Source organism: Mycobacterium sp. NGS56, from assembly GCF_059812425.1.
This window is the reverse complement of the sequence record NZ_JCALCQ010000001.1, coordinates 1,541,365-1,564,684: the sequence shown is the minus strand read 5'-3', so window position 1 is coordinate 1,564,684 and position 23,320 is coordinate 1,541,365. Positions and strand designations below refer to the sequence as shown.

Annotated in this window: 19 protein-coding genes; 10 read left to right on the top strand and 9 right to left on the bottom strand. The window is 68.7% G+C overall.

Annotated features, from left to right (window positions below; translation table 11 throughout):
* Positions 1-4: 4 nt before the first annotated feature.
* The 4 genes from metX to AC5Y4F_RS07165 all read left to right on the top strand — a co-directional run bounded on the left by metX (position 5) and on the right by AC5Y4F_RS07165 (position 3,058).
* Positions 5-1,147, top strand: a complete 1,143-nt coding sequence (gene metX / locus AC5Y4F_RS07180; RefSeq protein ID WP_067929923.1) for a homoserine O-acetyltransferase MetX — start codon at positions 5-7, stop codon at positions 1,145-1,147.
* A 2-nt stretch (positions 1,148-1,149) separates the two neighbouring features.
* Complete coding sequence (locus AC5Y4F_RS07175; protein ID WP_499995722.1) at positions 1,150-1,884, top strand: class I SAM-dependent methyltransferase; 735 nt, start codon at positions 1,150-1,152, stop codon at positions 1,882-1,884.
* A 154-nt stretch (positions 1,885-2,038) separates the two neighbouring features.
* On the top strand, positions 2,039-2,254 hold the full coding sequence (locus tag AC5Y4F_RS07170) for an excalibur calcium-binding domain-containing protein (protein ID WP_067929921.1): 216 nt from the start codon (positions 2,039-2,041) through the stop codon (positions 2,252-2,254).
* Between the two features lie 276 nt (positions 2,255-2,530).
* Positions 2,531-3,058, top strand: a complete 528-nt coding sequence (locus AC5Y4F_RS07165; RefSeq protein ID WP_499995720.1) for a DUF732 domain-containing protein — start codon at positions 2,531-2,533, stop codon at positions 3,056-3,058.
* On the opposite strand, the gene AC5Y4F_RS07160 is transcribed toward AC5Y4F_RS07165, so the two are convergent.
* A complete protein-coding gene (locus AC5Y4F_RS07160; RefSeq protein WP_499995719.1) occupies positions 3,055-3,336 on the bottom strand; it encodes a DUF3017 domain-containing protein in 282 nt (93 codons plus the stop codon). The two genes, AC5Y4F_RS07165 and AC5Y4F_RS07160, sit on opposite strands and share 4 nt — an antisense overlap.
* On the bottom strand, positions 3,333-4,178 hold the full coding sequence (locus AC5Y4F_RS07155; protein ID WP_067929919.1) for a bifunctional methylenetetrahydrofolate dehydrogenase/methenyltetrahydrofolate cyclohydrolase: 846 nt from the start codon (positions 4,176-4,178) through the stop codon (positions 3,333-3,335). Before AC5Y4F_RS07155 ends, AC5Y4F_RS07160 begins: the two co-directional genes overlap by 4 nt.
* Before the next feature lie 25 nt (positions 4,179-4,203).
* Here AC5Y4F_RS07155 and AC5Y4F_RS07150 point away from each other — a divergent pair, with 25 nt between their 5' ends.
* The 3 genes from AC5Y4F_RS07150 to AC5Y4F_RS07140 are packed head-to-tail and all read left to right on the top strand — an operon-like array spanning position 4,204 to position 10,689.
* A complete protein-coding gene (locus AC5Y4F_RS07150; protein WP_067929918.1) occupies positions 4,204-5,409 on the top strand; it encodes an NADH:flavin oxidoreductase in 1,206 nt (401 codons plus the stop codon).
* Between the two features lie 30 nt (positions 5,410-5,439).
* Positions 5,440-8,082, top strand: coding sequence for an ATP-binding cassette domain-containing protein (locus tag AC5Y4F_RS07145; RefSeq protein WP_499995717.1), 2,643 nt, complete (start codon positions 5,440-5,442; stop codon positions 8,080-8,082).
* A 36-nt stretch (positions 8,083-8,118) separates the two neighbouring features.
* Positions 8,119-10,689, top strand: coding sequence for an ATP-binding cassette domain-containing protein (locus tag AC5Y4F_RS07140; protein WP_499995716.1), 2,571 nt, complete (start codon positions 8,119-8,121; stop codon positions 10,687-10,689).
* A gap of 115 nt (positions 10,690-10,804) precedes the next feature.
* Here AC5Y4F_RS07140 and AC5Y4F_RS07135 read toward each other — a convergent pair whose 3' ends face one another.
* The 5 genes from AC5Y4F_RS07135 to AC5Y4F_RS07115 all read right to left on the bottom strand — a co-directional run bounded on the left by AC5Y4F_RS07135 (position 10,805) and on the right by AC5Y4F_RS07115 (position 15,844).
* Positions 10,805-11,392, bottom strand: a complete 588-nt coding sequence (locus AC5Y4F_RS07135; RefSeq protein WP_067932763.1) for a GTP-binding protein — start codon at positions 11,390-11,392, stop codon at positions 10,805-10,807.
* Positions 11,373-11,747, bottom strand: coding sequence for a DUF742 domain-containing protein (locus tag AC5Y4F_RS07130; RefSeq protein WP_067932761.1), 375 nt, complete (start codon positions 11,745-11,747; stop codon positions 11,373-11,375). The genes AC5Y4F_RS07135 and AC5Y4F_RS07130 overlap by 20 nt, the downstream gene beginning before the upstream one ends.
* Positions 11,748-11,753: 6 nt before the next feature.
* A complete protein-coding gene (locus AC5Y4F_RS07125; protein ID WP_067932759.1) occupies positions 11,754-12,161 on the bottom strand; it encodes a serine protease inhibitor in 408 nt (135 codons plus the stop codon).
* A complete protein-coding gene (locus tag AC5Y4F_RS07120) occupies positions 12,161-14,983 on the bottom strand; it encodes a sensor histidine kinase (protein WP_499995714.1) in 2,823 nt (940 codons plus the stop codon). The genes AC5Y4F_RS07125 and AC5Y4F_RS07120 overlap by 1 nt, the downstream gene beginning before the upstream one ends.
* A 255-nt stretch (positions 14,984-15,238) precedes the next feature.
* Positions 15,239-15,844 carry a class I SAM-dependent methyltransferase gene (locus AC5Y4F_RS07115; RefSeq protein ID WP_067932757.1) on the bottom strand — a complete coding sequence of 202 codons (606 nt, stop codon included), beginning with the start codon at positions 15,842-15,844 and terminating at the stop codon, positions 15,239-15,241.
* Positions 15,845-15,861: 17 nt separating this feature from the next.
* On the opposite strand from AC5Y4F_RS07115, the gene AC5Y4F_RS07110 reads away from it, so the two are divergent.
* Positions 15,862-16,326 carry a tRNA (cytidine(34)-2'-O)-methyltransferase gene (locus tag AC5Y4F_RS07110; RefSeq protein ID WP_499995712.1) on the top strand — a complete coding sequence of 155 codons (465 nt, stop codon included), beginning with the start codon at positions 15,862-15,864 and terminating at the stop codon, positions 16,324-16,326.
* 173 nt (positions 16,327-16,499) lie between these two features.
* Here the strand turns inward: AC5Y4F_RS07110 and AC5Y4F_RS07105 are convergent, their stop codons facing one another.
* Positions 16,500-17,144 carry a nitroreductase family protein gene (locus AC5Y4F_RS07105; protein WP_499995710.1) on the bottom strand — a complete coding sequence of 215 codons (645 nt, stop codon included), beginning with the start codon at positions 17,142-17,144 and terminating at the stop codon, positions 16,500-16,502.
* 98 nt (positions 17,145-17,242) lie between these two features.
* Positions 17,243-20,524, bottom strand: coding sequence for an error-prone DNA polymerase (locus AC5Y4F_RS07100; protein WP_499995708.1), 3,282 nt, complete (start codon positions 20,522-20,524; stop codon positions 17,243-17,245).
* Between the two features lie 168 nt (positions 20,525-20,692).
* On the opposite strand from AC5Y4F_RS07100, the gene AC5Y4F_RS07095 reads away from it, so the two are divergent.
* Both AC5Y4F_RS07095 and otsB read left to right on the top strand, forming a co-directional pair.
* Positions 20,693-22,039, top strand: coding sequence for a wax ester/triacylglycerol synthase domain-containing protein (locus tag AC5Y4F_RS07095; protein ID WP_067932748.1), 1,347 nt, complete (start codon positions 20,693-20,695; stop codon positions 22,037-22,039).
* A gap of 41 nt (positions 22,040-22,080) precedes the next feature.
* Positions 22,081-23,226, top strand: a complete 1,146-nt coding sequence (gene otsB, locus AC5Y4F_RS07090; protein WP_067932746.1) for a trehalose-phosphatase — start codon at positions 22,081-22,083, stop codon at positions 23,224-23,226.
* The last annotated feature ends 94 nt before the right edge of the window (positions 23,227-23,320 follow it).

Below are 23,320 nucleotides of genomic sequence, written 5' to 3'. Positions count from 1 at the left end.
GGCGGTGACGATATCCGACGCTGCTACCCAGCCGCTGCCGGCCGAAGGCGAAATCGGCGTCGTGCGCATCGGCTCACTGACCACCGAAAGCGGCGCGGTGATCGACGATGTCTGCATCGCCGTCCAGCGCTGGGGGGAGTTGTCCCCCAACCGCGACAACGTGGTGGTCGTGCAGCACGCGCTGACCGGCGACTCGCACATCACCGGGCCCGCCGGACCCGGGCACGCCACACCCGGGTGGTGGGACGGCGTGGCCGGCCCGGGTGCGCCCATCGACACCAACCGCTGGTGCGCGGTGGCCACCAATGTGCTGGGCAGTTGTTATGGCTCGACCGGGCCCAGCTCGCTCGCTCCGGATGGAAAGCCGTGGGGCTCCAGGTTTCCCCACATATCAGTGCGGGACCAGGTCGAGGCGGACGTCGCCGCGCTGGCGGCGCTGGGCATCACGGAGGTTGCCGCCGTCATCGGCGGATCCATGGGCGGCGCACGGGCTTTGGAATGGATAGTCAGCCATCCCGACAGGGTCCGCGCCGGACTACTGTTGGCGGTCAGCGCCCGCGCCACCGCCGACCAGATCGGTCACATGACCATCCAGATCGAGGCCATCCAGCGTGACCCGAACTGGCAGGGCGGCGACTACTACGACACCGGGCGCAGGCCGGATGTCGGGCTGTCCATCGCCCGTCGCTTCGCCCACCTGACCTACCGCGGCGAATTGGAACTTGACGACCGGTTCGGTAACGGCAGCCAGGGTGGCGAGGATCCGGCCAACGGCGGGCGCTACGCGGTACAAAGCTATCTGCAGTACCAGGGCGCCAAATTGGTAGACCGCTTCGACGCCGGCAGCTACGTGACCTTGATCGCGTCGATGAACCACCACGACGTGGGCCGCGGCCGTGGTGGAGTACGAAAAGCGTTGAGCGAGTGCCGGGTACCAGTCGTGGTCGGCGGCATTACCAGCGACCGGCTCTACCCGCTGCGCCTGCAGGAGGAACTCGCCGAGCTGCTGCCGGGCTGCACTGAATTGGACGTCGTCGAGTCCCTGTACGGACACGACGGTTTCCTGGTCGAATTCGAGGTAGTCAGCGAATTGATCCGGAAGACACTGGTGTTGGCGGACTTGAACAATGGGGAAGGCGCGTCTTAACGGTGGCATCGTCGCGGCACGACCGCTCCCTATCCTTCGGTTCTGCGGCCGCAGCCTACGAGCGGGGACGCCCTTCCTATCCCCCGGAAGCTATCGACTGGCTGTTGCCGGTCGGGGCACGACAGGTACTCGACCTGGGTGCCGGCACCGGCAAGCTGACGACGCGCCTGGTGGAACGCGGCCTGGACGTGGTGGCCGTCGATCCGATACCGGACATGCTCGAAGTGTTGCGTGCCTCGCTGCCGGAGACCCGGGCGCTGCTGGGCACCGCGGAAGAGATTCCGTTGGAAGACAACAGCGTTGATGTGGTACTGGTGGCGCAGGCCTGGCATTGGGTGGATCCGGAGCGGGCGATCCCGGAAGTGGCGCGGGTGCTGCGGCCCGGCGGGCGGCTGGGTCTGGTGTGGAACACCCGCGACGAAAGGCTCGGCTGGGTGCGCGAACTGGGCCAGATCATTGGCAGCGACGGCGACGGCGGCCGCACCCGGGTCACGCTGCCCGAGCCCTTCACCGAACTGGCGCATCATCGGGTCGAGTGGACCAATTACCTTACGCCGCAGGCGTTGATCGACCTTGTCGCGTCGCGCAGCTATTGCATCACCTCGCCGACCGAGGTCCGCACCCAAACGCTCGATCAGGTGCGCCAACTGTTGGCCACCCATCCGGCGCTGGCGAATTCGACGGGCCTGGCGCTGCCCTACGTCACCATGTGCACCCGGGCGACCCTGGCAGTCTGACTACTACTCCTGCCGGCTTTTGAACCAGCGCTGCGGATGCGTTTGCCGGTCGGTGATCTAGATCACCCGCGGAAAGCGACCACAACCACGTCCAGCGCCATGATGGCACGCTACATTTCCGACGACTTACTAATGGATTCCACCACTAGATGGGATGAACGACAACGTGATTCGTGCTCTACTGGTCGCCGCCGCTGCGGTCTGCGCTATCGCCGGGGCCACCTTTACCGCTCCCGCGGCAAGCGCCAGCGGGCCGTATCGGAACTGCACCGAGGCCCACCGGGACGGCCGGTACAACATCCCGAAGGGTGACCCCGACTACCGACCCAAGCTGGACCGGGACAACGACGGCATCGCCTGTGAAGGCTAATGAGGGCGTGTACCTAGTGCTCGGGGTCAAGTTCATGTCGCGCGAGGGAATCCGGGGCTTTTGCCCGCGTTCAGATCACGGTGTGGTCTCGATCTGACGGTCGTCCTTGCGAAACCGGGCCGCCTAATAACCGATGTCGCGGGCGCAGCGACCTCACGAAACGCTTATTGTGCGAACCTTTATCCCACCGTGTCACAAACGTAACAGTCATGGCTCAGAGTTCCTTACGTGATTCGAGTGCCGGTGACGCACTCCATGGCGGACGGGGAGGCTGGCGTGAAGGCACTTACACGAACTCATCAATGGATCTGGGTTTTTCGTCGTCAGCCCTTCACCATCCGCCTGCTGGCCGCGGCGGCCGGCCTGCTGACCGTGGCCTCTGCGTTCGCTGCGCCGGCCGGGGCGGAGGGCACCGGTGACGACTTCATCGACGCGCTCAACCACGCCGGCATCGACTTCGGCGAGCCCGGAAACGCGATGTCCGTCGGGGAATCGATCTGCCCGATGCTGTCGCAGCCGGGCGGCAACTTCGCGGCGGCCGCGTCCAGCGTCGCCGGTCGGGGCATGTCACCGATGATGGCCCGCATGTTCACCCAGATCGCGATCCAGACGTACTGCCCCGAGGAGATGGCAAACATCGCCAGCGGCAACCTGTCCGGCGCCTTGCCGCCGGGAATGCCGGGAATGGCCGGGCAAATTCCGGGCATGCCCGGACAACTGCCTGGCATTCCGGGCCAAATCCCAGGTATGGCAGGCCAACTACCCGCGATGCCCGGGCAGGCCCCGGCGCTGCCGAGGTTCTAGCGAGTGCCCAGCGGGTCGATCGTCCACGCGATATAGAACATCGCCGCCCCCACCGTCGCGGTGGTGATGAAGTCGATTCCCTTGCCGCGCACCACCAGCAGGCCGGCCCGGTCCTCGGACAACACCAGCCGCAACACCGCCGCCACGCCCACACCGATGCCTATCAACAGCGAACCGCGACGCCAGAAATTGGCCCCGACCAGGGCAAGCGCCGTGGCAAATACCAGTCCCACCAACATAATTGGCCATTGGGCCCGCAGCACGGCGCGCGCGGTCATTGCCGCTCGGCGAGCTCGACGACATTGGTCAGCAGGAACGCGCGGGTCAGCGGTCCCACGCCGCCCGGGTTCGGCGACACATGGCCGGCCACATCCCACACGTCCGGGTGCACGTCGCCGGTGAGCTTGCCGTCGACGCGGCTGACGCCGACGTCGAGCACCGCGGCGCCGGGACGCACCATGTCGGCGGTCAGCATGCGCGGCACTCCCACGGCCGCGACGATGATGTCGGCCTGCCTGGTCAGCGCGGGCAAGTCACGAGTTCCCGTGTGGCACAACGTCACCGTGGCGTTCTCGGAGCGGCGGGTCAGCAGCAGCCCCAGCGGGCGGCCGACCGTGACACCGCGGCCGATGACGACCGCGTGCGCCCCGGCGATCTCAACGTCGTAGCGGCGCAACAGGTGCACGATGCCGCGCGGTGTGCACGGCAGCGGGGCCGGGTTGTTGAGCACCAGCCGGCCCAGGTTGGTCGGGTGCAGTCCGTCGGCGTCCTTGTTCGGGTCGACCCGCTCTAACGCCGCGTTCTCGTCGAGATGCCTGGGCAGCGGCAACTGCACGATGTACCCGGTGCATTCCGGGTTGGCGTTGAGTTCGTCGATGGTCTCGTTGAGCGTCGCGGTGCTGATGTCGGCGGGCAGGTCACGGCGGATCGAGGTGATGCCCACCTTCGCGCAGTCGGCGTGCTTGCCCCGGACGTATGCCTGGGAACCCGGGTCATCGCCCACCAGGATGGTGCCGAGGCCGGGGGTGCGGCCCGCTGCGGTCAAGGCGGTCACGCGCTCTTTGAGGTCGACGAAGATCTCGTCACGGGTGGCCTTGCCGTCCAGCGTGATTGCTCCCACGCTGACAGTCTGGCACGCTCCCGGTATGTCTAGTCCTCCGGACGTCTTCAGTCCCGCGAAGCTCGGTCCGATAACCCTGCGCAACCGCACCATCAAGTCCGCCACCTTCGAGGCGCGCACGCCCGAAGCGCTGGTGACCGACGACCTCATCGAATACCACCGGCTGCCGGCCGCCGGTGGGGTAGGCATGACGACCGTCGCGTACTGCGCCGTCTCCCCCGGCGGCCGCACCGAGGGCAACGGGATCTGGATGCGACCCGAGGCCGTGCCCGGGTTCCGCCGGCTGGCCGAAGCGGTGCACGCCGAGGGCGCCGCGGTCAGCGCGCAGATCGGCCACGCCGGCCCGGTGGCCAACGCCAAGTCGAACCAGGCCAAGGCATTGGCGCCGGTCCGGTTCTTCAACCCGATCGGGATGCGGTTCGCCAAGAAAGCCACCCGCGAGGACATCGACCAGGTGACCGCCGGGCACGCCAACGCCGCCCGGCTGGCCATCGAGGCCGGCTTCGACGCCGTCGAAATCCACCTGGGCCACAACTATCTGGCGAGCTCGTTCCTGTCCCCGCTGATCAACCGTCGCGACGACGAGTTCGGCGGATCGCTGCAGAACCGGGCCAAGGTCGCCCGCGGCATCGTGATGGCCGTTCGGCGTGCGGTGGAAAAGGAAGGCACTCCCATCGCCGTGACCGCCAAGCTGAACATGACCGACGGCGTTCGCGGCGGCATCAGCACGGAGGAATCGCTGACCACCGCCAAATGGCTGGAGGAAGACGGCGGGCTGGACGCGATCGAACTCACCGCGGGCAGCTCGCTGGTCAACCCGATGTACCTGTTCCGCGGCGACGCGCCGCTCAAGGAGTTCGCCGGCGCGTTCAAGCCGCCGCTGAGTTGGGGCATGCGCATGACGGGCAAGAAGTTCCTGCGCGAATACCCCTACCGCGAGGCGTATTTGTTGCGCGATGCCAAGCTATTCCGCAACGAACTGAAGATGCCGCTGATTCTGCTCGGCGGAATCACCAATCGGGAAACGATGGATCTGGCGATGGCGGAGGGATTCGAGTTCGTCGCGATGGCCCGGGCGCTGTTGGCCGAGCCGGATCTGATCAACCGAATCGCGGCTGATGGCGCCCAGCACCACGTGCATTCGGCGTGCACGCATTGCAACCAGTGCATGCCCACCATCTACACCCGAACACACTGCGTGGTCACCGGCGCGCCCGACGCTCAGCGGTAAAGCACAGGGCTGCAAGCTACAGTTGTGGCGATGTCAGCACCAGCCCCGCCAGCGCTAACCGTCCATCACGAAGGATCGGAACGCACCTTCGCAGCGGGCCACGATGTAGTAGTCGGGCGCGATCTGCGAGCGGACATGCGTATCACCCACCCGTTGATTTCGCGCGCCCACCTGCTGCTGCGCTTCGATCAGGGCAAATGGCTGGCCATCGACAACGGTTCGCTCAACGGAACTTTCGTCAACGGCCGGCGCGTGCCGGTCGTCGAGATCCACGACGGCCAGAACTTGAACATCGGAAACCCGGACGGACCGCTGCTGACTTTCGACGTCGGCCGCCACCAGGGCATGGCCGGGCGTCCGCCCCGAACCGAATCGATGAACATCCCGGTGGCGGCACCGCCGCAGGCCGCGGCGTGGTCGGCGCAGCCGGCACCGCCCGCCGCCGCCCCACCTCCTCCGCCGCCCGGGCGCACGCCCAATTGGGCGGCACCGCCGCGACGACCGCAACCCGCGCCCGCGCAGCGGCCAGGGCCGCCGGGTCAGACCATGTACGGGGGCGGCGGTGGACGCCCACCCGCCGCGCCACCCCCGCCGCCGCGCAACGCCCCGCCCATCGCGCAGATGCCGGCCGCGGGCTCGGGCACCCCACATACCCAGATGGCCCCCGCCTCCGCCAAGCCGCCCGAGGTGGCGAACCTGGCGACGAAGATGTTCCAGGCGCTGCTGCCGTCGCGGTCCGGCGCGATCCAGCAGCCCGCCGGGTCGCAAACCATCGGCCGGGCCACCGACAACGACATCGTCATCCAGGACGTGCTTGCCTCACGCCACCACGCCTTCTTGATTCAGACGCCGCTGGGCACCGAGATCCGCGACGCGCACAGCGTGAACGGGACCTTCGTCAACGGCGTGCGGGTCGGTTCGGCGGTACTGACCGAGGGCGACGTGGTCACCATCGGCAACGTCGACCTGGTCTTCACCGGCGACGGCTTGGTCCGGCGCACCGAGGCCGCGACACGCAGCGGCGGGCTGGAGGTCAACTCCGTCTGCTACACCGTCGACCACGGCAAGCAGCTGCTGGACCACATCTCGCTGACCGCCCGACCGGGGACACTCACCGCCATCATCGGTGGGTCGGGCGCCGGCAAGACCACCTTGTCGCGACTGATCGTCGGCTACACCAGCCCCACTTCGGGCAGCGTGACATTCGAGGGCCACAACATCCACACCGAGTACGCGTCCATGCGCAGCAGGATCGGCATGGTCCCGCAGGACGACGTGGTGCACCGCCAGCTCACGGTCAACCAGGCGCTCAACTACGCGGCCGAACTGCGGCTGCCGCCCGATACCAGCAAAGAGGAACGGGCCCGCGTCGTCGCGCAGGTGCTCGAGGAACTCGACATGACCCAGCACGCGGACACCCGGGTCGACAAGCTCTCGGGCGGTCAGCGCAAGCGTGCCTCCGTCGCCCTCGAGCTGCTCACCCAGCCGTCACTGCTCCTGCTGGACGAGCCGACGTCGGGCCTGGACCCGGCGCTGGACCGTCAGGTGATGCTGATGCTGCGTCAGCTGGCCGACGCGGGCCGCACCGTCTTGGTGGTGACCCACTCGGTGTCGTATCTGGACGTGTGCGACCAGATCCTGCTGGTCGCCCCCGGCGGCAAGACCGCGTTCTGCGGGCCGCCCGACCAGGTCGAGTCCGCCATGGGGACGCGCAACTGGGCCGACATCTTCGCCAAGGTGGGTGCCGACCCGGACGAGGCCAACCGCAGGTTCAAGGAGCGCAACCAGCAGTCGTCGCGGCCACCGACGCCGGAGAGCCCGGCGGATCTGGGCGAACCACCGCAGACCGACCTTTTCCGGCAACTGTCCACGATCGCCCGGCGCCAGGTTCGCCTCGTAGTATCCGACCGCGGTTACACGATCTTCCTGGCGATTCTGCCGTTCCTCATCGGCGCGCTGTCGCTGACGGTGAAGGGCCCGCACCCGGGCCTCGGTCCGGCCGACCCGATGGGCCCTGCTCCCACGCAGCCGCAGTACATCATGGTGCTGTTGAACATCGGTGCCGTCTTCATGGGCACGGCGCTGACCATTCGCGACCTGATCGGCGAGCGCGCCATCTTCCGCCGGGAGCAGGCCGTCGGCCTGTCCACCACCGCCTATCTGCTGGCCAAGATCGCGGTGTTCTGCGTCTTCGCAACCGGCCAGGCGGCGATCGCGACCATCATCGTGCGACTGGGTAAGGGCGCGCCGACGGCGCATCCCCAGTTCTTCGGAAACTCGACGTTCTCGCTGTTCGTCACCGTGGCAGGCACCTGCGTGGCCTCGGCCATGCTCGGCCTGCTGCTGTCGGCCCTGGCGCAGTCCAACGAGCAGATCATGCCGCTGCTGGTGGTGTCGATCATGTCGCAGCTGGTGTTCTCCAGCGGCATGATCCCGGTGTATCAGCGCATCGGTCTCGAACAAATGGCGTGGCTGACGCCCGCCCGCTGGGGGTACGCGGCGGGGGCATCCTCGATCGACTTCCCGTCGCTGGTGAAGGTCAAGCAGATCCCGACCAACGACCCGATCTGGCAGCACTCCAAGCACATTTTCGTGTTCGACATGCTCATGCTCGCGGCGCTGTCGATCGGCTACACCGGCTTCGTCCGCTGGCATATCCGGCTGAAACGCTAGGCCGACCCCCCACCGCGACTTCTGGCCCTGGATGTGATGACTCGACCTGCGCAGCCCGTGCTGACGGCTCGATCCGACCGCTCCGAAGGTAGTTTCGCCGCCGGCCGCGACGTGGTGGTCGGCAGCGACCTGCGGGCCGACCTGCGCGTGGCACACCCGCTGATCGCCCGCGCGCACGTGCTGCTGCGCTTCGACCAGGGACGGTGGCTCGCGGTCGACAACCACTCGCTGAACGGGGTCTACCTCGACGGCCGACGGGTGCCGGTCGTCGACATCCACGACGGCCAGACGATCAACATCGGCAAGCCCGATGGCCCGCGGATCACCTTCGAGGTGGGCCAGCATACGGGCAACGTGGGCCTGCTCCCGCCGACCACGACGTCTTTCCCCATCATCAGCGCTCGGCCCGACGCCTCGGCGCCCGTGCGGGCGCAACCCACCGGCCCGGGACCCGCCGCCGCCCCGCCACGCCCGGCTGCGCGTCCGCCAAGGCCGCCCGCCGCGCCGCCGTCGCGTCCCTTCCCATGGCGAGACACACAGCGCACGTCGGCCGGCCCGAGCATCCCGCCGCCCGCCGCGACGCGCGCGGTACCGCAGTCCGGCGCGCTGAACCCGCCCACCGGCAGGAGCAGCGACGCCGGGGAGTTCCCGACCACCTGGGTCAGCGTCCCGGGAGGTGAATCCGAACGCCGGCCCGCCGCCGGCCGCGCCGCCTGGATCGGGCGCGCGCTCAACAACGACATCGTCGTTCACGACGTGCTGGCCTCACGCCATCACGCCTTCTTGAACCCAACCCCGACCGGCGCCGAGATCCGCGACGCGAACAGCATCAACGGCACCTTCGTCAACGGCGTCAGGGTCGGATCGGCGGCGCTGTCCGACGGCGACGTGGTGACGATCGGCAACGTCGACCTGGTGTTCCACGACGGCATGTTGGTTCGCCGCCACGAGGCGGCGACCCGCGCCGGCGGCCTGGAGGTGCGCGAGGTCAACTTCGGCGTCGACGGGAAGAACCTGCTCGAGCGCGTCTCGCTGGTCGCCCGGCCGGGCACCCTGACCGCGCTGATCGGCGGGTCGGGTGCGGGCAAGACCACGTTGTCGCGGTTGATCGCCGGGTATGCCACGCCGTCGTCGGGCTCGGTCACCTTCGAGGGGCACGACATCCACACCGAGTACGCCTCGCTGCGCACCCGGATCGGGATGGTCCCCCAGGACGACGTCGTGCACCGTCAGCTCACGGTCAGCCAGGCGCTCGGCTACGCCGCTGAGCTGCGCCTGCCACCCGACACCAGCAAGGCCGATCGCGCGCAGGTCGTCGCCCAGGTCCTCGACGAGCTGGGCCTGACCGAGCACGCGAACACCCGCGTCGACAAGCTCTCGGGGGGCCAGCGCAAACGCGCCTCGGTGGCGCTGGAACTGCTGACCGGTCCGTCGCTGCTGATCCTCGACGAACCGACCTCCGGCCTGGACCCGGCGCTGGACCTGCAGGTCATGACCATGCTGCGACAACTCGCCGACGCCGGGCGCGTGGTGCTGGTGGTCACCCATTCGCTGACCTACCTCGACGTCTGCGACCAGGTGTTGCTGATGGCACCGGGCGGCAAAACCGCGTACCTCGGCCCGCCCGGCCAGATCGGCGCGTCCATGGGAACCACCAACTGGGCGCACATTTTCGCCAAGGTGGGCGCCGACCCCGACGAGGCCAACCGCCGCTTTCTGGCCCAGAACAGACCCCCGCCACCCACGCGGACCGAGGCGCCCGCCGAGCTGGGCGCCCAGCCGCGCACCAGCAAGCGCCATCAGTTCTCCACGATCGCCCGCCGCCAGGTCCGGCTGGTGGTGTCGGACCGTGCCTACTTCGTGTTCCTGGCGGTACTGCCGTTCGTCATGGGCGCGCTCTCGCTGACCGTTCCCGGCAACGTCGGTTTCGGTTACGCGGATCCGGTGAGTGAGTCGGCCGGCGAGGCGGGGATGATCCTGACCCTGCTCACCATGGCGGCCGTGTTCATGGGAACGGCGCTGACCATCCGCGACCTGATCGGTGAGCGGCCGATCTTCCGGCGAGAACAGGCGGTCGGCCTGTCGAGCACGGCCTACCTGCTGGCCAAGGTCGCGGTGTTCTCCACGTTCGCGATCATTCAGGCGGCCATCGCCACGGCCATCGTGGTGCTGGGCAAGGGGCCGCCGACGCGGCCGGCGGTGCTCCTCGGTAACCCCACCCTCGAGCTGTTCGTCGGGGTCGCGGCGACGTGCGTGGCGGCGGCGATGATGGGTCTGCTGCTCTCGGCGCTGGCCCGCTCGAGCGAGCAGATCATGCCGCTGCTGGTGGTGTCGCTGATGATGCAGATGGTGCTCTCGGGCGGGATGGTGCCGGTCACCGATCGGATCTTCCTCGACCAGCTGTCCTGGCTGGTGCCGTCGCGGTGGGGTTACGCGGCGCAGGGGTCGACCGTCGACCTGTGGACGGTGTCGCCCGGCCCGCAAAGCCCGCGGGACAGCCACTTCGAGCACACGGCGGCGGCGTGGCTGTTCGACATGGGCATGCTCGCGGTGCTCACCGTCGCCTACGCCGCGCTGGTGCGCTGGCGCATCCGGCTCACCCGCTGAGCGCTGCTGGGTCAGCCGTCCAGCCGCAGCCCGTGGGCGAGCGCGAACGCCACCGCGTGGTCGACGTCGACGGGCAAGTCGCGGCCCTCGAATTCTTGGTCGACCCACCGCGTGGTCAATTGGCCGACAGGCTGGCCAGGGCGTATTCGCTGACCGCGATCAGGGCGTCGGTCGCCGACCTCCGATCCCTGGCGTCGACGGTGATCACCGGGATGTGCGTCGGCAGGGTCAGCGCCTCGCGCACCTCGGCGACCGGATAACGCGGCGCCCCGTCGAACTCGTTCACCGCGACGAGAAACGGCAGGTTGCGATGCTCGAAGAAGTCGACCGCGGCGAAGCTGTCCTGCAGACGACGGCAGTCGACCAGCACGACCGCGCCGATCGCGCCGCGCACCAGGTCGTCCCACATGAACCAGAAACGGCGCTGACCCGGCGTGCCGAACAGGTAGAGCACCAGGTCTTCGGCCAGGGTGATTCGGCCGAAATCCATTGCGACCGTGGTGGTCCGCTTGTCCGGGGTGGCCTCGAGCGCGTCGACACCCGTCGAGGCGTCGGTGAGCATCGCCTCGGTGCGCAGCGGCATGATCTCTGACACCGCACCGACGAACGTGGTTTTACCGGCCCCGAAGCCGCCGGCGATCACGATCTTCGTCGACGCATGAGCGCCGGAATCGCGCTGTACCTCAGAGTGCGCGTAGGCCACGCAGTGTCCTTCCTATGAGTTCGTGGCGCTCATCCCTGGTCGAACGCTCGGATAATGTCTTGTGCACTCGAACGTAGCCGGACAGGACCAGATCTCCGACCAGGACGCGCGCGACGCCCAGCGGAAGATCCAGCCGGGCCGAGATTTCGGCGACCGATGGGCTGTCGACGCACAGTTGGATGATTCTGCCTCGCGGATCGTTGAGCGGCCATCGGTGCGCCAGGCCCGGCTGCAGCGTCTGAATCGGCGCTTCGAGGGGAAGGTCGACGTTGGTGTCGGTCCGCCCCGACGTCAGTGTGTACGGGCGGACCAGATTTCCCTTACGGTGCGCCGGCCAGTTCTCGGAAGTGTCCATCGGATCTCACGAGTGCTGCTGCACGGCCGACCGGCGGGTCGACTGGACTACGCCGCCCACCCGCTCGACCAGGACGGCCATCTCGTAGCCGATCTGACCGATGTCGCACGACGCCACCGCGAGCGTCGCCAGGTGCGAGCCGTCCCCGACGCGCATCAGCAACAGGTAGCCATTCTGCATTTCGACCACCGACTGCAGCACCTGGCCGCCCTCGAACAGCTGCGCCGCTCCCACGGCCAGGCTGGACAGCCCGGATGCCACGGCCGCGAGCTGGTCGGCGCGTTCCCGCGGGAGATGCTCGCTGGCGGCGATGGGCAGCCCATCGACGGACACCAGCAGCGCGTGCGCGACGCCGGGGACCTCGCGGGCGAACCTGGTAACCAGCCAGTCCAGGGAGTTGTCCGATGACGTCATTATTGGTCGGATCCTTGGTCGGTCTCACGGGCGTGCGAACGTCCGGTGCGCACGCCACCGAAATGGCTACTGAACGAGGCGCGAACCGCCTCGGGGTCCCGCGCTAAAGGTCCGGTGGCCGCGTGCTGCGGCTCCCGGTGCGACGGGGATCGGCCGTTCAGGCCCTGGTCTGCTTCGGCCGGCTCGTCCTGTTGGATGCCGTTGGCTCCGCCGGGCACCAGCCGGGCGCCGGGCGTTCGCACCGGCAGGCCGTGGTCGGTGGTGTGCGCCTCGACGGGCTTCTCCTCGGCCGCGGCCGCCAGCGTCCAGCCGCGATCCCAGACCGACTGCCAATCCAGGTCGGGGCTGTTGACCAGGTCGTGTGGGTCGCCCAGCATCTCCGACAGCATCCGTCGATAGATGACGTCGTCGTCAGTAGTGCCCGCTTGGGCCTTCGGTGCCGCCGGGACGGACGAGAACGGGGTCGGTTGCGCCGGCTGCTCGTGCCGGGACTCCGCGCGGCTGTCCGCCTCCCGGGAGCGCGCGGAGAAGAACGCCGAGGTGTCCGACGCCGCCCGGGCCGGCTGCGCCTCCGCCGGTTTCGGCTCGGGCGCCGATTCGGGCTCCGAAACCGGCGTGGACGCAGGCTCGGGGGCGTTCTCCCACCAGGGGGTGGCCAGCTCGCGGCGCTGGCGGCGGGGTTGCTGTTCGGCGGGTGGGGCCGGAACTTCGGTGATGCCGCTGGAACCCGGGTTGCGGCGGGGCAGCAAGGTGACCGACGGCCCGGAGGCCTCCGCTGCGGTGCGCGCCGCCGGCTCCTGCGCGCCGCCGTTTTGCCCGGCGTCTTCCGCGGCGGTGGCGTTTGCGTTCGCGAGCTTGACGCTCGGCGAGGAGACCGCGCGGATGTGGCGGGGCGCCGTCGACTCGGCGACGGCCGAGCCGGCGAGCACCGTCGGCGGCAGGTAGACCTCGGCGGTGGTACCCGAGCCCTTTTCGTTGGGCGCCGGGCCGCGCAGGCCTACCCGGAGCGCGTGCCTGGCCGCGATCCGGCCGACCACGAAAAGACCCATGTGCCGGGCGTTGTCGGGGCTGACGTCGCCGCCGGCCTGCAGCCGCATGTTGGCCATGCGCCGGTCGGCGTCGTTCATGCCCAAACCGGCGTCGGCGATCCGCACCACGACGCCCCCGTCGCCGCCGCGCGACGCCGAGACGCGGGCAGAGGTCGCCGGCGGCGAGTAGCGCAACGCGTTGTCGATCAGCTCGGCGAACAGGTGGATGGCGCCGCCGGCGGCCGCGCCGATCAGCGCACAGTCGGGCAGCCCGGCGAGTTCGACCCGGCGGTAGTCCTCGACTTCTGACACGGCGGCGTTGATCACGGTGGCCAGCGGCACCGGGTCGCGCTGGTCGCGGGCGAGCGGCGCACCGGCCAGCACCAGCAGGTTGGCGCTGTTTCGGCGCAGCCGTGCCGCAAGGTGGTCGAGCCGGAACAGGCTGTCGAGCCGGTCGGGGTTCTCCTCGTTGCGCTCCAGCCGGTCGATGAGCGCCAGCTGCTGGTCCACCAGCGTGCGGTTGCGCCGCGACATGGTCTCGAACATGTCGTTGACCAGCAGCCGCAACCGCGCCTCGTCGCCGGCCAGCAGCAGCGCCTGGGTGTGCAGCTCGTCGACCGCGTGGGCGACCTGGCCGATCTCCTCGGTGGTGTACACCGGCAATGGGCTCGGAACCGGTTCAGCCCCACCGGCTTTCACGCTCGCGATCTCCTCTTCGAGATCGGTGTGGGCGACTTTGAGGGCGCCGTCGCGCAGGATGCGCAGCGGCCGCACCAGGGCGCGCGCCACCAGCAGCACCACCAGGAGCGCGACCACGATGGCGGCCAGCACCAGCACGGCGTCCAAGATCGCGGCCGAGCGGCGCTCGGCGGCCTGCGCGTGCACCGACTTGGTGACCGACGCGGTGGAATCCTTGATGACCTGATCGGCGATGTCGTCGGTGGTCTGGATCGAACGCAGCAGATCGGCGTTGTCGACGAGCACGCTGGCCGGATCGGACATGATCGCCATCCGCTTCACCATCTGCTGTTGCAGCGTCTTGGCCTCGGGCGATCCGGCGCCGAGCACTTCGCTCATGCCGAACAGCGTCGACGGTTCGGTGCCGGCAAGGGTGATCATCGACGTCCGCAGCTGCGGCTCGGGAAGCTCGGCCCCCCGGGTGATCAGGATTTTCTGCATCGTCATCTGTCCGCGGGCCCCGACCGCCCGGCTCAGGCCCTGCGCCTGGGCGCGGATCTTTTCGTCATCGACGCGGACCGAGGCGTTGATGACGTCTTCGGCCGTCAACAGGATCGGCGCGTAGAGCGTCACCCGCTCCCGCAAACCGAGTCCCGGGTCGGACGCCTTGCTCACCAGCATCTGACCGCCATCGAGCAGGTTGCTCACTCCCGAGCTGACCTCGGGGCTGACGTCGGTGTCGTCCAGCCTGCTCTGCAGCTCGTACTTGCGCGCCTCATAGTTCTTCTTGGCGCCCTCGGCGTCGCGTCCGGTGGAGCTCGCCAGCAGCGCGACGTCCAGTGCCGACATGTACTTGGTGATCACCGGCACCATGTCGGCGCGGGTGGCGGCCAGCCGCAGGCCGGCCGCGTTTGCCATGGCGCCGTGGATGCGCAGCGTACCGAACACCGTCGCCAATACCAGCGGGACCAGCACAATCGCCAGTACCTTCCAGCGCACCGGCCAGTTGCTCAGCGACCAGGTCGGCGGGCGTTTGGCCGACGCGGCCTCGGCACCGCCGTTGGGTGCCGGCTCTACGACATCCGCCCCGGCCGGGTTGGCCGGGCGGGTGAACATGGTCACGTCATCGCGGCCGTGCTACCGGCCGCTGAGCTGACACCGAGCGTTGAGAGAAACGAGAGGCTCATGAAACTTCCTGCTTTATTTGGCCCCGCCCCGCGCCAAATACGCGTGTGCGTGTAGGTGTGGCAATCCGACGAGTATGACAGCCCACGGCGCATGCCACCAGAATCGTTACTGAGCAGACAGGTCCCTCCAAGGTGGCGTCGCACCCGCGCGGTTAAGCCTGGCAAACACTTAGAGCGCGAGAGCCTAGGCCGGCCGAAGGAGCGCGACGAGGAAATCGGAGTCGTCGGTGAACGGGCGCATATCCCAGGTCGACAGCAGCAGATCGGGTGCGAAGCCCGCGTCGGCCGCATCGTTGAGAAAGTCGGCGAACTCGTATTCGCGGTAGGCGCCGAAGCCGATCGCCGCGCGGCCATCGTCGGCAATGTGGGCGCGTAGCCGGCTCAGCACCTGGACCCGGGTGCTCGGGGCAAGGAACGTCATGACGTTGCCGGCGGACACGATCACGTCGAAGGGTTCGGCGATGCCGCGGGCGGGCAGGTCCAGCTCGGCGAGGTCGCCGACCAGCCAGCGCGGGCCCGGATAGTCCTGCTCAGCCGCCGCGATCAGCGCCGGATCGACGTCGACACCGACCACGTCGTGACCGGCCTTGGCCAGATACCCGCCCAACCGACCGGGCCCGCAGCCGGCGTCGAGAATCCGCGCGCCGCGCGGCGCCATGGCGTCCACGAAGCGGGCCTCGCCGGCCAGGTCGTCGCCGGCGCGGGCCATGGCCCGGAAACGCTCGATATACCACTGCGAATGCCCCGGATCGGCAGTGACCTTCTGCATCCAGATGCTCTGCTCGACCATGGGACCATTATCCCGTTGTGTTCAAGCTGATGTTCTACGCGCCGCGGATCCCGCCCAACACCGGCAACGCCATCCGGACGGTGGCGGCGACGGGTTGCGAATTGCATCTGGTCGAGCCGATGGGATTCGACCTGTCCGAACCCAAACTGCGCCGGGCGGGCCTGGACTACCACGACCTCGCGTCGGTCACCGTGCACGCGTCGCTCGCGGCCGCCTGGTCGGCGCTGTCACCGCGGCGGGTGTTCGCTTTCACCTCGCAGGCGCCGACCTCGTTCGCCGACGTGCGCTACCACGACGGCGACGTGCTGATGTTCGGTCCCGAACCCACCGGGTTGGACGCCGCGACGCTGGCCGACCCGCACATCACCGCCCAGGTGCGAATCCCGATGCTGGCGGGCCGGCGCTCGCTTAATCTCTCCAACGCCGCGGCGGTCGCCGTCTACGAAGCCTGGCGGCAGCACGGCTACCCGGGCGCGGTGTAGCGACGAGTTGTGTATCACAGAAGAGTCAGCATCAATATGCCCATCTTCATCACGATCGGTTACGGCAAAAGGCCGGATACCGCCTTGACATTGAAGCGGCAATCGAGCGGGTGAGCCAGACGCCGTGTGCGGTCGCGCGCGGGATCGTCGAGGTTTGGCCTCTTCAGACCTGATTACCAGGCATTCCAGTGAGTGAGCTGCTCGGCGGGCAGCCGCTTGGCCCGGTGGAAGTCGGTGCCCTTGGTGTAGGCGATGGGAAACAGTCCGCCCTGGCTGTATGTGTCGTGCGGGATGCCGAGCACGTCCGCGACCTGCTGTTCACCGTCACCGAGCAAGTGCAGCGTCGTCCAGCAGGACCCCAAGCCCCGGGAGCGCAGCGCCAGGCAGAAGCTCCACACGGCCGGAAACAGCGAAGCCCAGAACGAGACCCCGCCCAGCGGCTGCTTCTCCTCCCGGCCGAAGAGGCAGGGGATCATCAGCACCGGCGCCTCGTGCATGTGCTCGGCGAGGTAGCTCGCGGAGTCGCGGACCTTGTCCATCCGCTCGCCGCGGGCGTCCCCTTCGCCGTACTCCGGGGTGGGCGAGGCGAGGTAGGCCCGCGCGTTCTTCAGGTACACGTCGGCGATCGCCTTCTTCTTGTCCGCGTCCTCGACGAACACCCATTGCCAGCCTTGTGAATTGGAACCGGTCGGCGCCTGCAGCGCCAGTTCGAGACATTCCATCAGCACGTCGCGGCCGACCGGCTTGTCGAAGTCGAGACGCTTGCGGACCGAGCGGGTGGTGGTGAGGACTTCGTCGACGGACAAATTGAGGGTCATGCAGTGGACACTACCGAGGCGGCCGGGCGCCGCCGAACGTGCACTCACGGCGAAGTTTTCGCGAATTTCTCGCCGTGAGTGCACGTTCGGCGCCGGAATCAGCGAAAGTCACGAGACTTCGAGCCGACGGACAGCGAAATGCGGCCCAACCGTTCGGCGACGACAGTGATCGCGCCGCTGGCGTTTTGCACCTGCCCGCGCACCAGCAACGCCGGGGCCGAGTTCGCCAGCTTGCGGTGCCGCGCCCAAACCCCCGGCGCGCAGAGCACGTTGATCATCCCGGTTTCGTCCTCGAGGTTGATGAACGTGACCCCCTGGGCCGTGCCGGGCCGCTGCCGATGGGTGACCGCGCCCGCGATCAGCACGCGGTCGCCGTCGGGCACCGAGCCCAGCTTCTCGGCGGGCACCACCCCCATCGCGTCCAGATCGGCCCGCAGGAACTGCGTCGGATAGCTGTCCGGGGAGACCCCGGTGGCCCACACGTCGGCGGCGGCCAATTCCAGCTCGCTCATCCCGGGCAGCGCCGGGATATGCGACGACGATCCCACCCCGGGCAGGCGGCCCGGCCGCTGGGTGGCCGCGGCCCCGGCCGCCCACAACGCCTCGCGCCGGGACATGCCGAAGCAGCCAAGAGCCCCCGCCGTCGCCAGCGCCTCGGTCTGCGGCACCGAAAGCTGCAGCCGGGTCGTCAGGTCCAGCACAGAAGCGAACGGGCCGTTGGCTTTTCGCTCGTTGACGAGTTGTTCGGCCAGGTCGTCGCCGATATGTCGGACCGCCCCCAGACCGAGACGCACCTCGGTTCCTCTGGCTTCCAAGGTGGCGTGCGCCAGGCTGGCGTTGACGTCCGGGCCGTGCACCGTCACGCCGTGCCGGCGCGCATCGGCCACCAGCGACTGCGGCGAGTAGAACCCCATCGGCTGGGCGCGCAGCAGCGCGGCGCAGAAGGCCGCCGGATGGTGCAGCTTGAACCACGACGAGTAGAACACCAGCGACGCGAAGCTCAGCGCATGGCTTTCGGGAAAACCGAAATTGGCGAAGGCTTCCAGTTTTTCGTAGGTGCGGTCTATCACCTCGTCCGGGGCGCCGTGCAGCGTGCGCATGCCCTCATAGAACCGGCCGCGCAGCCGTCGCATGCGTTCGGTCGAGCGCTTGGACCCCATGGCGCGGCGCAGCTGATCGGCCTCGGCGGCCGAGAATCCGGCACAGTCGACCGCGAGCTGCATCAGTTGTTCCTGAAAGAGCGGAACCCCCAGCGTCTTTCGCAATGCCGGCTCCATCGACGGGTGGTCATAAACCACTGGATCCAGGCCGTTGCGCCGCCGGATGTAGGGATGCACCGACCCGCCCTGGATGGGGCCGGGACGGATCAGCGCGACCTCCACCACCAGGTCGTAGAACACCCGCGGCTTCAGCCGCGGCAGCGTGGCCATCTGCGCGCGAGACTCCACCTGGAACACGCCGACGGAATCGGCGCGGGCCAGCATCTCGTACACCGCCGGTTCGGAGAGGTCGAGGCGGGCCAGGTCCACCTCGATCCCCTTGTGCTCGGCCACCAGGTCGATGGCATAGTGCAGCGCCGAGAGCATCCCCAGCCCCAGCAGGTCGAACTTCACCAAACCGATTGCCGCGCAGTCGTCTTTGTCCCACTGCAGGACGCTGCGGTTCTCCATGCGCGCCCACTCCACCGGGCACACGTCGGCGATCGGGCGGTCACAGATCACCATGCCACCGGAATGAATTCCCATGTGCCGCGGAAGGTTCCGGATCTGGTTGGCCAGGTCGACCACCGGTTCGGGGATGCCCTCCACATCGGGTGAGTCGGCCAGCCCGTTCCAGTGGCTGATCTGCTTGCTCCACGCGTCCTGCTGCCCCTGCGAGAAGCCCAGGGCGCGGGCCATGTCGCGCACCGCGATCTTGCCCCGGTAGGTGATGACGTTGGCGACCTGGGCGGCGTAGTCGCGGCCGTATTTGTCGTAGACGTACTGGATGACCTTTTCGCGCTGATCGGATTCGATGTCCATGTCGATGTCGGGCGGCCCGTCGCGGGCCGGTGACAGAAAGCGCTCGAACAGCAACTCGTTGGCCACCGGGTCGACGGCGGTGACACCAAGGGCGTAACAGACCGCGGAGTTGGCGGCCGATCCCCGGCCCTGGCACAGGATGTTGTTGTCCCGGCAGAACCGGGCGATGTCGTGCACAACCAAAAAATAGCCCGGGAACGCCAGCTGGGCAATGACTTTCAGTTCACGTTCGATTTGGGCATACGCGCGCGGCGCGTGCTCGGCCGACCCGTAACGGTCACGCGCCCCGGTCATGGTCAACTGCCGCAGCCAGCTGTCCTCGGTGTGCCCGACGGGCACGTCGAAGGGCGGCAACTGCGGCGCGATGAGCGCCAGGCCGAACGCGCACTGCTCGCCCAGCTCGGCGGCCGCGGTCACCACGTCGGGCCGCTGCCCGAACAACCGGGCCATCTCCTCACCCGAGCGCAGGTGCGAGCCGCCCAGCGGGGCCAGCCATCCGGCGGCCGAATCCAGCGACTCCCGCGCCCGGATGGCGCCCATCGCCATGGCCAGCCGGCGCCGCGACGGCCCCGCGAAATGCGCGCCGGTGGTGGCGACGACACCGACACCGAAGCGTGGGGCCAGCGCGGCCAGCACCCCGTTGCGTTCGTCGTCGAGCGGTTGGCCGTGATGGGTCAGCTCGATGCTGACCCGGTGAGCCCCGAACCGGTCCACCAGATTGGCCAGCGCCCGCTCCGCCGCCGATGGGCCGCCTTCGGAAAGTGCCTGGCGGACATGCCCTTTGCGGCAGCCCGTCAGGATGTGCCAGTGCCCGCCGGCGGCCTCGGTCAGCGCGTCGAAATCGTAGCGCGGCTTGCCTTTCTCGCCGCCGGCCAGATGGGCCGCGGCCAGTTGTCGCGACAACCGCCGGTAACCCTCCGCGCCCCGGGCCAGCACCAGCAGGTGCGGGCCGGGCGGATCCGGCTGCTCGGTGCGGGCACCCGGGCCAAGCGACAGTTCGGCGCCGAACACGGTGCGCATGTCGAGCTCGGCCGCCGCTTCGGCGAACCGCACCGCCCCATACAGTCCGTCGTGGTCGGTGAGCGCCAGGGCGCGCAGGTCTAGCCGGGCCGCCTCCTCGACCAGCTCCTCGGGTGTGCTCGCCCCGTCCAGAAAGCTGAACGCCGAGTGCGCATGCAGTTCGGCATAAGCGACGGATGAGCGGGACGCCCGGCCGTCATCCGGCGGCTGATACGTCGCTCGCCTGCGCGACAGCGGGCCGTCGGATTCCGGGCCCGCCGACTCCCCGGCGTGGCGGGGCTTGCTGTCGAGCACCCGCTCCATTTCCGCCCAGCTCGGCGGCCCGTTGAACCAGCCCACGAGTCCGAGTATATCGAACTGGTGTTCGATTTAACCGAGGCTCAGCACAACGGTTGTTAAGCCGAACTTCAACTCCTAAACAAGCTCTTAACGTGCGCGTACTACCGCAAATCACTGGGTCGACAGATACTGGCACAAGTTCAACAAAGCGGACTAGCGGGAGCCGGCATGGCACAGACACTGGATACGGCATTTCTTCAAGCCCACGATCCGGACCGGCATGCGAGCTTGGCGATCGGCGCGGTCGCCATCGTCGACGGCACCGCCCCCGATTACGAGCGGCTCAAACGCCTTCTGGCGGAACGCATCCAGCCGATCACTCGCTGCACGCAGCTGCTGCGTGCGCATCCGCTGCACCAGGAATGGATCGACTGCCCGGACTTCGACCTGGCCCACCACGTGCGCCGGGTAGCCATTCCCCACCCCGGCGACGAGGCCGAGCTGTCCCGGGCCATCGCCTACGCCCTGGAACGCACCCTCGATCTGAACCGCCCACCGTGGGAGTGCTGGGTCATCGAGGGCCTGCAGGGCAACCGGTGGGCGATCCTGATGAAAACCCATCACGGACTGCTCGACGGCAACTCGGCCGCCCGCCTGATCAGCAGGCTGTGTGACGACGCCGACGCGGATGTCTTCGCCAACAGTGCTGCGGCAAAACAGGTTTCGTCACCGGTCGCAGGCAAGCCTGGCTGGGTCGACGCGCTGTGGCGGGCTTCGTCGACCGCGGGCAACATCACCGGCGCCCTGGTCGACGCGATGTGGCCGGGGATGCGGACCGAGGCGGCCACCGCCCTGCGGCGCTACAGCACGGTACGCGTGCCGATCGCGGACGTCGACAGCGTCTGCCGCAAGTTCGGGGTCAGCGTCAACGACGTCGCGCTCGCCGCCGTCACCGAGGGATTTCGCACGGCGCTGCTCGGGCGCGGCGAGGAACCGCGGGCGGACTCGCTGCGCATCCTGGCGCCGATGCCGGTGCGCTCGGCGATGCTTTCACACCTGCCCGTCGAACACGACGATCCGGTGCGGCGGTTGCAGACGGTCCATACCAGGTGGCAGGCCAAGCAGACAGCTCAGCCGCGACCGGCCGGCATCGTAGAATCGATGATCGGCTGTTTGCCAACCACGTTGCGTAGCAACGTGTTACAACTGCTCTCCCACCTCCCGCAGCGCGCCATCGTAACCTTGGCCACCAACGTGCCCGGGCCACGCCGTCACCTGCGGGTGATGGGCCAGACCTTGGAGCGGCTGCTGCCGATCCCCCCGACCGCCGCGGCGCTGCACACCGGTGTGGCGGTGTTGAGCTACGGCGACGAACTGGTCTTCGGAATCACCGTCGAACAGGGCGACGCGTTCGACGTCAAGCAGCTGGCCGCAGGCATCGAGTTGGGCATGGAGCGCCTGGTGGCCCTAGGCGACGATTCCGTGTTGTTGTTCGCGCGCAAGCCTTCCGCGCGCCCGGTGGTCCGCCCCGTGCCGCCGACCCATCCCTCGGCGCCGGGTCGCGCGCGTCACTGACCCAGTCTCCGCACGGCGGACCACCGTGAGAAGGTGGGTCAATGGGCAAGTCCGGGCCGGTCATCATCGACCCGCGCCGCCACGACGCGGTGCTGTTCGACATCGACACCGCGCCGGGCTCCACACTGGCCGCACACCTGCGCGAAACCGGGGTGAGCAGCACCGTCATTTCGGCGGACGGTCCGGTGCAGGCGGCCAACCGCCTGGGGGTACGGCCCGGCCGTTGCGTCGTGGTCGCCGGGCACGCCGAGGGCGTCGAGGCCGCGCGCGCCGCCGGCTTCGCGCTGGTGATCGCTGTCGATCCGGCCGGGCACGGCGACGCGTTACGCGAGGCGGGGGCCGACGCGGTGGTCGCCGATCTGGACGACGTCACCGTGCGGACCGGCGATCGCCGCATGTCGCAGCTGCCCGATGCGTTTCAGGCCTTGGCCGACGGGCTGGCCGACAGGCGACCGGCAGTGTTCTTCGACTTCGACGGCACGCTCTCCGACATCGTCGATGACCCGGACTCGGCGCGGCCAGTCGCCGGGGCCACCGAGGCGCTGGTAAATCTGGCCGCGCGGTGTCCGGTCGCGGTGCTGTCCGGGCGCGACCTCGCCGACGTCACGAATCGTGTTGGCGTACCCGGTCTCTGGTATGCGGGTAGCCACGGTTTCGAGCTGACCGCCCCCGACGGAACGCACCACCAGAACGACGACGCGGCCACCGCCATCCCGGTGCTCGAGCAGGCGGCCGGTCAGCTGCGCGACCAGCTCGGCGCGATTGCCGGTGTTGTGGTGGAACACAAGCGATTCGGGGTGGCCGTGCATTACCGCAATGCCGATCGCGACCGCGTCGGCGAGGTGCTGGCGGCGGTGCGCGCCGCGGGTCGCCGCGACGAGCTTCGCGTCACCACCGGCCGCGAGGTCATCGAGCTGCGCCCCGACCTGGACTGGGATAAGGGAAAAACGTTGCGCTGGGTGCTTGATCACCTGCACGACGCCGGGTCGGTTGCCCTGACGCCGGTGTACCTCGGCGACGACATCACCGACGAGGACGCGTTCGACGCGGTGCGAGCCGATGGCGTGCCGATCCTGGTGCGGCACGGCGACGACGGAGACCGCGCCACCGCAGCGCTGTACGCGCTGGACGGTCCCGCTCGGGCAAGCGAATTCACCGCCCGGCTGGCGGATCAGCTGTCGCGCTAGCGACGGTCGCAAGCGCGGCGAAGCCGCGCGCAGCGGGCCGGCGCCATCAGCGCCAGCGACGGTCGCAAGCGCGGCGAAGCCGCACGCAGCGGGC

What these genes read in the sequence shown, in the direction of transcription:
- AC5Y4F_RS07170 (WP_067929921.1), top strand. Translation starts at nt 2,039, where the DNA reads ATGAACGACAACGTGATTCGTGCTCTACTGGTCGCCGCCGCTGCGGTC.
- AC5Y4F_RS07160 (WP_499995719.1), bottom strand. Translation starts at nt 3,336, where the DNA reads ATGACCGCGCGCGCCGTGCTGCGGGCCCAATGGCCAATTATGTTGGTG.
- AC5Y4F_RS07150 (WP_067929918.1), top strand. Translation starts at nt 4,204, where the DNA reads ATGTCTAGTCCTCCGGACGTCTTCAGTCCCGCGAAGCTCGGTCCGATA.
- AC5Y4F_RS07145 (WP_499995717.1), top strand. Translation starts at nt 5,440, where the DNA reads ATGTCAGCACCAGCCCCGCCAGCGCTAACCGTCCATCACGAAGGATCG.
- AC5Y4F_RS07140 (WP_499995716.1), top strand. Translation starts at nt 8,119, where the DNA reads ATGACTCGACCTGCGCAGCCCGTGCTGACGGCTCGATCCGACCGCTCC.
- AC5Y4F_RS07130 (WP_067932761.1), bottom strand. Translation starts at nt 11,747, where the DNA reads ATGGACACTTCCGAGAACTGGCCGGCGCACCGTAAGGGAAATCTGGTC.
- AC5Y4F_RS07125 (WP_067932759.1), bottom strand. Translation starts at nt 12,161, where the DNA reads ATGACGTCATCGGACAACTCCCTGGACTGGCTGGTTACCAGGTTCGCC.
- AC5Y4F_RS07120 (WP_499995714.1), bottom strand. Translation starts at nt 14,983, where the DNA reads ATGTTCACCCGCCCGGCCAACCCGGCCGGGGCGGATGTCGTAGAGCCG.
- AC5Y4F_RS07115 (WP_067932757.1), bottom strand. Translation starts at nt 15,844, where the DNA reads ATGGTCGAGCAGAGCATCTGGATGCAGAAGGTCACTGCCGATCCGGGG.
- AC5Y4F_RS07105 (WP_499995710.1), bottom strand. Translation starts at nt 17,144, where the DNA reads ATGACCCTCAATTTGTCCGTCGACGAAGTCCTCACCACCACCCGCTCG.
- AC5Y4F_RS07095 (WP_067932748.1), top strand. Translation starts at nt 20,693, where the DNA reads ATGGCACAGACACTGGATACGGCATTTCTTCAAGCCCACGATCCGGAC.
- otsB (WP_067932746.1), top strand. Translation starts at nt 22,081, where the DNA reads ATGGGCAAGTCCGGGCCGGTCATCATCGACCCGCGCCGCCACGACGCG.